10 protein-coding genes and 1 tRNA gene are annotated in these 13,716 nt (G+C 44.3%); 8 read left to right on the forward strand and 3 right to left on the reverse strand.

The window, feature by feature from the left end:
• Positions 1–590: 590 nt before the first annotated feature.
• Together WC882_04985 and WC882_04990 are read right to left on the reverse strand one after the other, a co-directional pair.
• Positions 591–1,121: a hypothetical protein gene (locus WC882_04985; protein MFA5842989.1), complete on the reverse strand. Its 531-nt coding sequence runs from the start codon at positions 1,119–1,121 to the stop codon at positions 591–593.
• Positions 1,122–1,234: 113 nt separating this feature from the next.
• Positions 1,235–1,444 carry a hypothetical protein gene (locus tag WC882_04990; GenBank protein ID MFA5842990.1) on the reverse strand — a complete coding sequence of 70 codons (210 nt, stop codon included), beginning with the start codon at positions 1,442–1,444 and terminating at the stop codon, positions 1,235–1,237.
• Between the two features lie 250 nt (positions 1,445–1,694).
• Here WC882_04990 and WC882_04995 point away from each other — a divergent pair.
• Positions 1,695–1,769, forward strand: a tRNA-Glu gene (locus tag WC882_04995).
• Positions 1,770–1,987: 218 nt separating this feature from the next.
• Positions 1,988–2,611, forward strand: a complete 624-nt coding sequence (locus WC882_05000) for a hypothetical protein (protein MFA5842991.1) — start codon at positions 1,988–1,990, stop codon at positions 2,609–2,611.
• Between the two features lie 46 nt (positions 2,612–2,657).
• Here the strand turns inward: WC882_05000 and WC882_05005 are convergent, their stop codons facing one another.
• Positions 2,658–3,092 (reverse strand): hypothetical protein, encoded by a 435-nt coding sequence (locus tag WC882_05005; protein MFA5842992.1) that lies wholly within the window; start codon positions 3,090–3,092, stop codon positions 2,658–2,660.
• A 130-nt stretch (positions 3,093–3,222) separates the two neighbouring features.
• Here WC882_05005 and WC882_05010 point away from each other — a divergent pair, with 130 nt between their 5' ends.
• The 6 genes from WC882_05010 (at position 3,223) to WC882_05035 (ending at position 13,655) form a co-directional block, all read left to right on the forward strand.
• Positions 3,223–8,214 carry a hypothetical protein gene (locus tag WC882_05010; protein ID MFA5842993.1) on the forward strand — a complete coding sequence of 1,664 codons (4,992 nt, stop codon included), beginning with the start codon at positions 3,223–3,225 and terminating at the stop codon, positions 8,212–8,214.
• A gap of 184 nt (positions 8,215–8,398) precedes the next feature.
• A complete protein-coding gene (locus tag WC882_05015; protein MFA5842994.1) occupies positions 8,399–9,427 on the forward strand; it encodes a DUF4349 domain-containing protein in 1,029 nt (342 codons plus the stop codon).
• A gap of 84 nt (positions 9,428–9,511) precedes the next feature.
• Positions 9,512–10,261, forward strand: coding sequence for a Fe-S cluster assembly ATPase SufC (gene sufC, locus WC882_05020; protein ID MFA5842995.1), 750 nt, complete (start codon positions 9,512–9,514; stop codon positions 10,259–10,261).
• 8 nt (positions 10,262–10,269) lie between these two features.
• A complete protein-coding gene (sufB, locus tag WC882_05025) occupies positions 10,270–11,658 on the forward strand; it encodes a Fe-S cluster assembly protein SufB (GenBank protein ID MFA5842996.1) in 1,389 nt (462 codons plus the stop codon).
• Between the two features lie 10 nt (positions 11,659–11,668).
• The gene (locus WC882_05030) at positions 11,669–12,415 is read left to right on the forward strand and encodes a SufD family Fe-S cluster assembly protein (GenBank protein ID MFA5842997.1); all 747 of its coding nucleotides are present in this window, start codon (positions 11,669–11,671) and stop codon (positions 12,413–12,415) included.
• A 1-nt stretch (position 12,416) separates the two neighbouring features.
• The gene (locus WC882_05035; GenBank protein ID MFA5842998.1) at positions 12,417–13,655 is read left to right on the forward strand and encodes a cysteine desulfurase; all 1,239 of its coding nucleotides are present in this window, start codon (positions 12,417–12,419) and stop codon (positions 13,653–13,655) included.
• Positions 13,656–13,716: the final 61 nt, after the last annotated feature.

Genomic DNA, 13,716 nt, shown 5'->3' on the forward strand with positions numbered 1-13,716 from the left:
TCCCCAATCGTATACAGCCACAGCGGGCAAAAGGATTTTTTTCGGATGCGTTTTTGGCGGTGCGTGGGCGTCCAGCCTTCAATTTGAAACGCGTAAGACACGATGCGTGTGCCTTTTTTAAGCTCTTTTTTCCACTTGGGTTTGAGCTTTTGGATGGCGTGGGGGAGAAGATAAAAGACGATCACATTCGCATCGCTGAGGTCTTTTTTGTAAAAATTGCGGAATTGGATTTTGGCACGAGAACCTTTGAGCCAATAAATGGGTTGAAACATTTTTGCCATGGTATAAATCAGGGGAGAAAATTCGAGGCCCACGGCTTTGGCCTTGTATAAAATGGAAGCGAAATGAACCATGCGTCCGTCGCCGCAGCCCAAGTCGTAGACTTTTTCACCGGGTTTGATTTTGGCCAGGGCCAGCATTTTTTTGACTCGATCCGAGGGCGTGGGGACCCAGGGGGCACTTAAGAGGGCAATGGTGGTTGGGATTAAAATGATGATCATCAAAACACACTGAAATCGCGTGAGGGTGGGGAAGGGGAGATTGGAGATGAAGTCAAAGAAACGGGACATGGGGGAGGGGAAGATAAATGACTAAATTTTATAAATGTACACGGTTTTGGTTTTATTTTTTTTGTTTTTCGGAAATATTTTGAAAGGCTTAAATCCCGGGAGATGAAAGGTGTTGCTGATGATGAGGGTTCCGCGATGACATTCTTTTTTGAGTTTGGGCGCGAGTTTAACTTGAACTTCCGGCCCGAGATAAAGAAAGATGAAATTCGCGTCTTTGAGAGAAGATTTAAAAAAGTTTTTAAAACGAAGCGAAACGTGAGAACGATGGAAAAATTTATTTAAAAGAGCCAATAAGAAAGCAATGGGTGCGTTTTCGTAGCCGATGCCTTTGATGCCGCATTTTTTTTCAGCGCGAATGAGCAGACGGCCATCCCCGCATCCGAGATCGTAAACAAGGGCTCCTTTTTTTAGGTGGGCCTCTTTTAACATTAAGTCTAAAGTTCGGCGATTGCTGGGTACAAACGGCGATCCCGAAATCATGTTCACCACTGCGGTACAGAGCAGTAATAAGGTGAAAACGAGGATTAAAATGAGGAGGGCGTTGATGAACATTGCATACATTTTACTCTTTTAAGCAGGGGGAGGGGAGGGATTTTTTTTGCAGGCAAAAAAAATCCCCCATCTTTCGATAGGGGATTTTAAAGTATTGCGAAATGTTCGCGACTTTATTTCTTGGGTTTGTTCTTGCGGAGCATGGGCAATCCGGTTCTCTTGTTTTCAACCACTTGGTAGTTTTCCGGAAGAGCATCCAAAGCATCTTTCTTCTCTACGCGGGCGAAATAGTAAATTTGTTGTTTTCGGCCACCGCGGAGGGTTACCATTTTTCCATGGAGGAAATAGGTTTGGCCCTTGCTGTTCTTATGACTGTAAGCCATATTTAAAAGGGTTAAGGATAGACCGTGGATAGGATAGGTTCAGGTTAGGGCGATGTAAAGGGCTTTTGATTTTTGGCCCCTAGACGTAACCTGAAAAAAGGTCTTCTTTTGACTGTTTACAGGTTGGGTGATTTTTTTGGATTTTCATTGACTTTATTTGGTTTTATTTTATTTCTATATCCTTCAGGAATAGAAATTGATATGTTTGACACGGCAAAGAGCATCAGTATACTGGCTTTGCTTATTTTGAGGCGCTATCGTCTAGTGGTTAGGACATCGGGTTTTCATCCCGGCAACAGGGGTTCGATTCCCCTTAGCGCTACCAGTTCCGGAGTGCCGTAACGCGGCGCGAAGGAACTTGAGAAGCGGTTATTTTTTAAATCGCTTGTTGAGTTTTTAGTGAATTGTTGATCTTTAACGTTTTTTTTTCTTTGTGTTTTCCCCTGCTTGGATATTAGCAAAGCATTGATTCGATTTTGGCTACTGTTTGCGTTATTTTTGCTTTACTGCTAATTTTTTATTCTGTTTTTTTTAGAATAATCTATGCCGTTGAATTTCCCTGGAAAGTTAGTCATGAGTGGGGTGCTGGCACTTGCCGTGACTTATCCTCCTGTAGCCCTCGTTTCTACGCAGGGAGAGACCGCTATTCGTATTTCTGAGGCTATGGCTTCGTCCTCAGAAGCTGCTGCTGGAAAAGTTGAATATGTTACAGAAGGGAACCAACGTATCTTGCGTGTGAGAGGTATGGATTTGAATCATCTCCATGAGACTGCTTATCGTGAATTTATTCGTAGAATTGGAGAAGAAATTAAAAAGCCCGGGGCTCAATTGACTATTGCTGATTTTAAAACGAGTGTGCGCTTTGAAAATGGCCAATTCGTTTTTGAATATAAAGTGAATCTAAATCCAGCTCAAAATCAAAATGAAGTGCATACGTTAGTTGATATGAGAGGAACTGTTTTATGTGAGCCTAATGCTGAAGATGGGGTTTTAAAAATAGACTCAACCAAGATCCCTGAATGGCAGGGGAAAATGAATAAGGCCTATTCGAGAATGAAAATTTGGTATGAAACAGCACATTCTAGCAGTGTTCCTTCCGGGGATAACGTTCTTTGTAGTCCGATTTTTCACGAGGCAGTGCTTGCTAAGGGAGCTGTTCAGCACTAAGAATTGATCTCTATTTTAAATCGCATAGCGATTTTCCCTCTTTTTTCTAAATTGTTTGCATGTTTTCTCTCGGATAAACCGCCAAGAAAGCAATCAATCCAACGATCATCATTCCAAATCCTTTTGTTGTAAAACCGGTGATAAGGAAAAGTATGAATCCATAGATTGCAACGGAATCCGGGAGCGCTATGGTGAGCAATTGAAATGTCATTTTTTCTTTTGAGAGTGCTTCTTGTTGTTCAGGGGGGAGTGTTTTTAGGGTTTCCAGTTTTTTATAAACGAATATTTGGCCCACAAGCATGAGTGCGGAAATTCCTACGAGGATATAAAAAAGGAGATTTGCGGTGGCAATATTTTCTCCAAAAACAGGTTCAAAATGAATAATACCTTTTTGGATGAGTCCGGCGATTGTAAAAATGGCGATTTGGATTAAAAGACAATAGCCCCAGGCTATTTTTAAGACGAGAGCGGGTTTCATCATGGTTTGAAAAATTAAAATATTTGTGTGAATTGTAGCATGATTGAAATTTTGATGAACAGAGCCTTTACTTTGGGGTATTTTTCAGGTATAATAATTAGATAAATTTTTAATTTAAATAAAAACAAATCTTATGAAAGACTTTCGTCTTTTTTCTCTCGTTGGTCGAATTTTTGGCTTAACCTTGAGTTCTCTTTGTGTCGGGTTTTTGTGGTTTATCCCTTCTTCGTTTGCCGCAACTTATATTGTGGACACGGCGGCGGATGCACAAGATGGGGAATGCGTGGTGGATACGACTTTTTCCGAAGCCATCAATTGCGCGAATGCAAACGCCGGAGCGGATACGATTAATTTTAGTATAGGAACGGTTAATCTTGTCTCCAATCCGCCGGCTATGACCGAAGCGGTGGATATGGATGGGAATGGGACGGTTACTATTTCCGCGGCGTCTTCTGTCACATGGGCGGTTACGGCCTCAGGAGCGGCTTCCAATGTGACCATTCGAGGTTTGACGATCACGGGATTTTCTCAATGTGGAATCAGCATCATTGCCAGTAATATAACGGTCGGAGGAACGGATGCAACGGATCGAAACGTGATTTATTCTCCGGAAGGTGCGGTTGGGGTTTGTATCCGAGGAAGTAATAATACGGTGATTAATAATTATATCGGAGTGGAAGCGGATGGAGTGACGCCCGGATCTTTGCTTGCCGGAATTTCTTTTGATGGATTTGGTACCGGGAACGTGGTGGGAGGCGATGCTTCAAATGAACGTAATGTGATCTCCGGAAATACGCAGTATGGAATTCGTTTTTGGGAAGGAGATGCCGGAGCCACGGTGTTGGGAAATTATATTGGACTTGATGCCGGTGGAACCGTGGCGGTTCCAAATGGCATTGGTGTTTTTTTTACCAATGATACGTATCCCAATGCGGTTCAAATTGGAGGGACTACGGCCGGAGAACGCAATATTATTTCCGGGAATACGAATTATGGCATTTCAATTTCCGGGACTCATCAAAATACAAAAATTATTGGAAATTATATCGGGACCAATGTGGCCGGAACGGCGGCGCTTGCCAATGGACAAAGCGGGATTAGATTTGATAATGGAGCGTGTTCCGCGGTGGGCAATTGTTTGATTGGAGGGACTGCGAGCGGTGAAGGGAATGTGATCTCCGGGAATACAAATTACGGGATTGAGACTGCCGGAAGTACGCCGGCTTCTCTCTGGCAAATCACAGCCAATTATATTGGAACGAATGCAGTGGGAAACGCGGCTGTCCCAAATAATATTGGTATTTATCTTGCCGGTGGAGGCACTTCGGTGGTGATTGGTAAAAACGATACTTCGGCCACCAATTATAATGTGATTTCAGGGAATACGATTACGGGGATTAAGGTGCAAGATTTTTCCGGAAGTTCAACGATTTCTTCAAATTATATCGGACTCAATGCCGCAGGAACCGCAGCGATTCCCAATGGGGATCAAGGCATTTTGGTCTCAAGTCTTGATGCAACCGGAGTTGTAACGATTGGGTCTTCTTCAGCAACCAGCCCGACTAACGTGATTTCAGGAAATTCGGATGAAGGAATTCGTTTGAATGATTCGGATGGCACCGCTTATATTTACAGCTCAATCCTTGGACTTTCCGCGGCGCAAGATGCGGATCTGGGAAATAGTTATGGCGTTTATTGTGTGAATGGATCTGGTACGGCAACGATTGGAAATACTTTAACGCAGGGATTTAATGTGATGGCCGGGAATACGAATCATGGAATTTTTATGTCGGTCTCGGATGGTCAAGTTTTGGGAAATTATATTGGGGTGAACAGCGGGCTTACTTCTGTGTTTAAAAATGATCAAAATGGTATTTATGTGGATTCCGGAACTTGGGTGCTCGGAGGATCGGAGTCGGGGCAAGGGAATATTATCACCGGACATACAACCGGGACCGCTGCTCAAATTTATATTAGTTCCAGCGCAAGTGATGTTCAAATTTTAGGGAATTATATTGGTATGGATACGGACGGGGATGTTCTCGGTTCCGGGACCGATGGGATTTACGTTCAGGGTACGAACACCGTCATCGGGTCTTCGGTTTCCGGAGGACGTAATTATATCGGGAATATGACAGATTCCGGAATTGAATTGAGTGCTGCGACCCAAGCAACGATTGTGAATAATTATATTGGGGTTAAGCCGGACGGAGTGTCGAATATTGGAAATGGAGGATCCGGGATATTTGTTGTTGGCGGGACGAATAATGTCATTGGTTATGATTATGGAGAAACCGTGGGTTCGGATAAACGCAATCTTGTTCAATTCAATACTACGGCTCAGATTAAGTTGGATGGAGCTGGAGTCGGAGATAAGGTCACTACCCTTCGTGGAAATTATTTGGGAACGACCAATCCAACGACTTTCGTTAATTCTCCTAATAATGGTGTGAGTTTGGTCGGCACTTCGATTACGACTTCCAGTACGAGTCGATTTGTAATTACAACGGGTTTTGCAGATGGTTCTAAAGTTGATATATTCAGCGTGACCGGAGCCGGGGTCATTACTTATGAAGGAACCGCAACGGTTGCAAGTGGCACGGCTCAACTTGATAAAGATTTTACCGCTACTGGGGGAGATAATTATTTTTTCCAAATCACCGAAGCGGATGGAGATTCCACCGTGGTTAGCGGCTCCTCTTTAGTCAATCCGGACATTTCGGCTCCGAGTGCTTTAACCGTGACTTCAAGCACGAGTGCCACCAATGTGGCGGCTTATACGTTTACGGGGACAAAAGATGCGTATTCCAGTGTTTGGTATGGGGATACTCAGCGTGTTGCCGTTGATTCGAGCACGGCATGGACGTACGCCGTAACTCTTTCGGAAGGGGCAAACGCTTTTAGTTTTACTTCCAAGGATTATTCATCGAATGAATCGGATGCCACTGCCGTGAGTATTACATTGGATACAATCGTTCCTTCGGTTTCCTCAATCACGTCGGCGATTTCATATTCGGGCACAGGCTCGACGTATAGTGCAACGATCACCGGGACTAAGGAAGCCGGTTCTTCAGTAAAAAATAACGGCACGGAAATTGTGGCTGCGAATGATTCCACCACTTGGTCCTATGCTTCGACCTTGGCGGTGGGGAGTAATACCTATTCTTTTGTCGTGACGGATGCGGTTGGAAATCCTTCCGGTGCAACGGCTCACACCATTACGTATACTCAATTGGCTGCCACCACGGATAATTCGGGGACGGTTGGGGGTGGAAGCGGATCAAACGGTTATGAAAGTAATCATTATTCCGACACATTGATTGATGAAGAAGAGGAGGGAGAGGAAGAAGAGGCAGGAGAAGAAATTGTCGAACCCGTAGAAGAGGATATTCCCATGGAAATTTTGGATCCCGCTGAAGCATCGGAAGATCAGTTTGGGACTCAGGTGGGGACTGAAGAATCTTTTAATCAAATGGATGCGTCCGATTTTGCGGAAGAAGTGGAACAACTTTATCCCGTCAGTGATGTTTATGTTTTGCCATCGGTTTCTTTTGGAGAAGTTCAACCTCAAGCGATGGTTTTGCCCGAAACCGCTGTAACGCGTGAAGATGTTTTTATTCAACCCGTTTTGCAAGGAGAAATGGGAGAAGTGGAATCTGATGAGGATAGCGATACGGTTCCGGATTGGTGGGAACAAGCGAATTTTAATACGATGTTTGTGAATAAAACCGCGGACTCGGACAATGATGGAGTTACGGATTCGATGGAATGGATGAATGGAACGAATCCTGTGAGCGCTGATTCTGATGCGGATGGAGTGGAGGATGGCGTGGAAATCACTTTCGGCCTTAATCCCGGCAATTGGGATTCGGATGAAGATGGGCTTTCGGATTTTCGTGAAATCGAATTGGGTACCAATCCTTTGTCTGCGGATTCCGATGGAGATGGCGTCATTGATAATATTGAAGTCGGTGCAGGTTCGAATCCTTTAAATGTAAAAAATGCACCGGTGATTACCATGATCGGAGGGGTTCCGGATCAATGGTTGAAAGATTACGGGCTTGATAATGTACTTTATGGTCAACCTGCTTTTATCTCAGAACTCAATCTGAATGTGGAACGCACCTTGGCTTGGGATACGGATAAGGATGGGCTTTCGGATAGGGATGAACTTAATTATGGAACCAATCCTTTGGAAGCCGATAGTGATGACGATGGGGTTTCCGACGGTGCTGAAGTGCATGTGTATCAAACCGATCCGAATGTAATGACGCGATCGGGGCAGTTGTTCCAAACACGCATTTCGAGTCTTAAGAGTTATGCGCGAAATACGTATATGGATGGGTATCCTTTGATTGCCGGGACTTCCAAACCGGACACGCACGTTCAAATTTCATTTGTTTTATTAAAAGGGAATGCCGCTTCCACTGGAGTGCAACAATCTTTATTGCAGCGATTGAGTCATCTTTTATTGGCGAATCTTTTTGGGGAAGTGGAAAATACGGGAGATACAATGACTCTTGAAACTCAAACCGGAGGGCATGGAAAATTTCTTGTGCGTCCGGAAGATGAGCTCTCCGCGGGTCGATATGCGGTGGTGGTTCGTTCATTCGATGCAGAAGGGAATATCACTTCCGAAACTTTGCCTTATGATTTGACGATTGATCCCACTGCTGCGATGTCCCTTGTGGATCCCAAACAATTGGATACTCAATTGATCGATGTCGCCAATCTTGAAGTGTTTAAGATTCAAAACAGCCAACCGTATCTTTATGGAGTGGCGGAAAAAGGGTATGAAGTGGTGACTTCTTGGGAAAGTGAATTGTTTACTTCTTCTCTTGTGGTGGACACCATGAAAGGAGAATTCTTAACCGCTTCTCCGAGCGAACTTGAACAAGGCGACCACAATGTGTTTGTGTATGCGGTTGAACCTTCCAAAAATTTGTATTCTTCAGTGATTGATGTGGGCTTCCAAGTGGTGGGAGCCGGGGCTCTGTATTCCTCTGCCGAGGAAGGACATGCCTCTCCCTTTGTGATTTTTGGATTGGGTGGCGTGTTGTTAATTCTTGGATTGGGATTTGTGGCGTACAAGAATACGCACGAAGCGAAGCGAAGTGCGCTTTAGAAGCGGTTGAATTCGGTCAACAGTTGAAAATTCAGTAGTTGAAAAAATACGGGGAAACCTTCACTGCGTTCAGGTTGACACTCCGTTCGTCCTACGGACTCACTCCGTGTCTGGTAATATTTACTTATTTGTATTGGTTTCTATATAGTGAAAGTATCTCTCTATTTTTTTAAAATTACTTTTTATGGTTTTTGATGTTGAGGCCCTGAAAGCGTTTTTTACGCGACGTCGTGTGGCTTCCGGCGTATTGATCGTTTTTGTTTTATTGGTGGGGATGAAATTGGGATCTTTGGGGTCGGGAAGTGTTGGAAGTCCTTATTATCAAACCGAATCTACCGGTTCTTATAATGATTACGCCACGGATAAGGATTATGAAAGTTATGGCGGGGAGATGATGGAAGATCGGATTATGACGAATGAGTCGATGCCGCTCAGTGCTCCTTCTTACAATGCAGGGAGTACGCAATATGCTACAACGGCTTCGGATATAACGGTTACAGAACCCGAAACAGAGCAAACTCGTATCATTAAAACCGGAGATTTAACCATGACTGTAAAGTCTACGCCCGATACGATTGCGGCGTTGACCACGCTTGCGGAAACGTATGATGGATTTGTTCAAAGTTCCGGGACATGGCTTGAATATGATGAGACCACGTCCGGGAGTGTGACGTTACGTGTTCAATCGGAAGATTTTGAGAAAGCCATGATTGATATTCGCGCTTTGGCCGAGGTGATCAAAAGCGAATCCGTTTCGGGCCAAGATGTGACTGCCGAGTTTGTGGATTTGCAGGCTCAATTGAAAGCTCGACAAGCGGAAGAAGCTCAATTTTTGAAAATTTTGGAATCCGCTGAAAATGTGGAGGAAATGTTGAATACGCAGAGTTATTTATCCGATGTTCGTGCTGAAATTGAAAGCCTTCAAGGGATGCTTAAATATTATGAAGATCGGACGGATTATTCCACGATCACGATTTCCCTCTCTGAAGAAGCCTCGATCCTTGCTCCGACCAGTGATTGGAATCCGGTGTTGCAGGCTAAGGAAGCGCTCAATGATTTGATCGTTTTCGGACAGGATATTGTGAATTTTGTAATCTATTTCGTGATCAGCGATTTGCCTCAGTTGTTGGTGGCTTTGTTGTTTATTTTTGTGGTTTATCGTGTGGTTCGATGGGGTTATCGTCGATTTGTAAAAGAAGGGAAGAAAAAATAAGTTGAGCGAAGTGAAAATGTAATCATAAAAAGCCCCTCGATTTTTGAGGGGCTTTTTTGATAAGATCAATTTATGAGAAAAGTATTGCTTGCAATTAAGGGGCTTCATGCTCGGGTTCAAAATCAAGAGATTCTTCACGGACTTGATCTTGAAATTCGGTCCGGGGAGTTTCATGTTTTGATGGGGCCGAACGGGTCGGGGAAAAGTACGCTTTCTTCGGTTTTGATGGGGCATACAAGCTATGAAGTGTCTGCGGGGGCGGTTCAATGGGAGGGTAAAAATTTATTAAAAATGAAACCCGAGGAACGAGCTCGTGCCGGACTTTTCCTTTCGTTTCAACATCCTCGGGAGATTCCGGGTGTGAATTTGGTTTCTTTTTTAAAGTCGTCGTACAATGCGGTGAAAAAGCTGAACATGTCTTTGTTCCATTTTAAGAAATTATTAACTGATAAAATGAGTGTGGCCGGAATGCCATTGGGGTTTATGAATCGTTATTTGAATGTGGGTTTTTCCGGGGGAGAAAAAAAGAAATGCGAAATTTTACAAATGGTTTTGCTGGAGCCCAAGTTGGCGATTTTGGATGAGCCGGATTCGGGGATGGATTTGGATGCGGTGAAAGATATTTGTCGCGTGATTAAGGCGCTTCGTAATCCGAAACAAAGCTTTTTGCTTATTACTCACAATCCGCGCATTTTGGACTGCGTGTTGCCGGATTATGTGCATTTGATGGTGGAGGGAAAAATCGTGAAAAGCGGGGGTGTGGAATTGGCGAAACGCATTGAGAAAGAGGGGTATGTGAATTTTATGAAAGCGAAAGGATTAAAAATTTTATAAAATTTTTCATGCCTGCTCTCGATTATCTCAAATCTTCTTCTCAGCGTTCATTAAAATCGGTTCGATCCCCGAAACGGTTTAAGCGTGCTAAAAAAGGGCTCTCAAAAGAGGTGGTGCTTGCGATTTCTCGGTCTAAAAAAGAGCCCCAATGGATGACGGATTTTCGATTGGAATGCTTGGATTTGTTTTATAAAATTCCATTGCCTTCGTTTGGCCCGGATTTATCGGCGTTGGATTTTGATGAATTGATTTATTACGCTTCTCCGGAAGAAATGAAGGGTTATGCCACGCGCTGGGAGGATGTTCCGGATTCGGTGAAAGAAACGTTTGAACGATTGGGAATTCCACAGGCGGAACGTGAGGTGTTGGCCGGAGCCGGGGCGCAATACGATTCATTGAATGCGTATCATAAGTTGAAGGAAACGTGGGGAAAGATGGGTGTGATTTTTGAGGATATGGATCAGGCGTTGAAGCATTATCCCGAGTTGGTGAAAAAATATTTTATGAAAGGGGTGCCTCCGCGAGATCATAAATTCGCGGCATTGCATGGCGCGGTGTGGTCCGGAGGAACGTTTTTATATGTGCCCAAAGGCGTTCAAATTAAAGATCCGTTGCAGGCTTATTTTCGAATGAATACCAAGGCTATGGGGCAGTTTGAGCATTCCGTGATTGTGGTGGAAGACGGGGCGAGCGCGCATTATATCGAAGGGTGCAGTGCGCCTAAATACAATGCCACGTCGTTGCATGCAGGGTGTGTGGAAATTTTTGTAAAACCGCATGCGAAAATGCGTTATTCCAGTGTGGAAAATTGGTCGCTCAATACCTACAATTTGAACACCAAGCGTGCGATTGTTGAGGAGGAGGGGACCATGGAATGGGTGAGTGGGAATTTGGGAAGTGGAAGGACGATGTTGTATCCGTGTTCGATTTTGAAAGGACGAGGGGCGCGAGCGGATCATTGGGGTGTGGCGATTGCCGGGAAAGACCAAGTGCAAGATATTGGGAGCAAAGTGATTCATGCGGCACCGGAGACTACGTCCACGGTTTTGAGTAAAAGCATTTCCAAACAAGGGGGAGTGGCGGTGTATCGCGGGTTGCTTCAAGTGAATAAAGGCGCTAAAAACTCTAAGGCTTCCATGCGTTGCGATGGGTTGATTTTGGATAATCAATCGCGCGGCGATACGATTCCAACTCTTCGCGTGAATGAAAAAAATGTGTCTATTGCGCACGAGGCCACGGTCGGAAAAATCAGTGAAGAGCAGTTGTTTTATTTGCGTAGTCGCGGGCTTTCTGAAGAGGAAGCGCTGGCTATGATTGTAAATGGTTTTATTGAGCCGGTGGTGCGCGCGTTGCCGCTGGAATATGCGGTGGAAATGAATCGGCTCATTGCTTTATAATTTTATTTTTATGGTGAATTTGTCTGCTTTTAAAGGCGCTCGATCGACTTCATTTCAATTTGAAGTTTCTAAAAAATCAACACTTGAAATTGTAGATGATGTTTTGTTAAAAGAAAGAACGATTGAAATTCACGTTGGGGCCGGAGCGGAGTTGCATTGGCAGTCTTTTCAATCGTCGGTTTCAAAATTTCCTTCGAACATTAAAAAGCGATTTATTTTGGATTCAAATGCGAAGCTTGTTTTATTTGAGGGGGGTAAAGGCGGATCAAAATTTCATGAAGAAATTGAAGTGGTTTTAAAAGGAGCCGGAGCGGAATGCACAACGGAAATGTTGTTTTCCGCGGATGGAGTTCAAGAATCCACGGTTTTATTTTTTGCTCATCATTACGGAAAAAACACCAAGTCCATTGTGCGATTAAAGGGCACTTTGAGTGGTAAATCGCGAGGCGTTTTTAAAGGATTTATTCGGGCGCATTCGGGGTCGTTTGGGATGCAAGGAAGTTTGGAGGAACATGTGCTTCTTTTGTCTGAAGATTGTCGCTTGGAAACGATTCCGGGGTTAGAAATTCAACATTCGGAAGTTGGTGTTTTTCACTCCGCCAAAATTGAACATGTGGATGAAGAAAAATTATTTTATTTGCAGTCTCGCGGGCTTTCGACCGAACAGGCGATTGAGTTGATCGTGCAAGGATTTTTCGAGGATTCGTTTCGGCTTTTGAAATCTTCCAAACCTAAGTCATTTGCTTTAAGCTTGTAGCATGATTAAATCTCGTTTTCCCATTTTCAATCATCAGTCCGAGTTGGTTTATCTCGATAGTGCAGCCACGGCTCAGAAACTTGATATTGTGTTGGAGGCCATGCAGCGTTATCACGAAACGTTCAATGCAAATGTGCATCGCGGTCTTTATCCGTTGGCGGAAGAGGCGACGGCCGCGTATGAGGCGGTGCGCGATCAAGTTGCCGTGACTATGAAAGCTCGTTCGCGAGAAGAAGTGATTTTTACGCATGGCACAACCGAGGGTTTGAATTTGGTGGCGCAAGGCTTTGCCCCGCAATTTTTGAAATCCGGAGACGAGATTGTTTTGACAATTTTGGAACATCATTCCAATTTGGTTCCATGGCAAATGATGGCAAAAAAAACGGGTGTGATTTTAAAATTTTGTCCGCTCACAAAAAAAGGAATTTTGGATGAAAACGCGTTGGAAAAACTCATCACACGCCGTACAAAAATCGTGAGTGTAACCGGGCTGTCGAATACGCTTGGGTTTGTGGTGGATTTGCCTCGCGTGATTGCTCGGGCGCATGCCATGGGCGCAAAAGTGTGTGTGGATGCGGCGCAATATGCGGCTCATTTTCCGATTGATTTTAAAGGATTGGACGCGGATTTTTTGGTGTTTTCCGGGCACAAGATTTATGGGCCCACCGGGGTTGGCGTTTTGTTGGCGAAACGAGATTTATTGGAGAAATTGGAGCCTTGGATGGGGGGTGGAGACATGATTCGTGAAGTGCACCTAGACCATGCCACGTGGAATGATTTGCCGTGGAAATTTGAGGCGGGCACTCCGCCGATTGCAGAGGTGATGGGGCTGGGGGCTGCGGTTTCTTTTTTTCATGAAATTGGATGGGACGTCATTCAAAAACACGATCAAGAACTTTATGATTATGCCAAAGAAAAATTGTCTACTCTTTCGTTTGTAAAATTGTTGGGCCAAGGTAAAGCAGGGAAAAATTGCGGAGCGCTTTCATTTGTTGTAAAAGATGTGCACCCGCATGATGTGGCTGCACTTTTAGGTGAAAAAAATATTTGTGTTCGTGCCGGGCATCATTGCACCATGCCGTTGATTAAAGCATTGGGTGTGTCGTCAACAACACGTATGAGTTTTGGAATTTACAACACCAAAGAAGACATTGATCGGGCCGTGAGTGCAATTCGTGAAGCGAAAAATAAATTGAGAGGATGAATTAAAAAAAAGGCGGGTATTCCCTCTGTCGCATAGGAGCGAAACGCCTCGGATCATGAGTCGCTGGCCTTTCTTCCTTGAAAATGCGACTTCGGAA

The sequence above is a fragment of the Candidatus Gracilibacteria bacterium genome (assembly GCA_041658685.1).
GTDB lineage: Bacteria > Patescibacteriota > Gracilibacteria > UBA1369 > UBA12473 > JBAZZS01.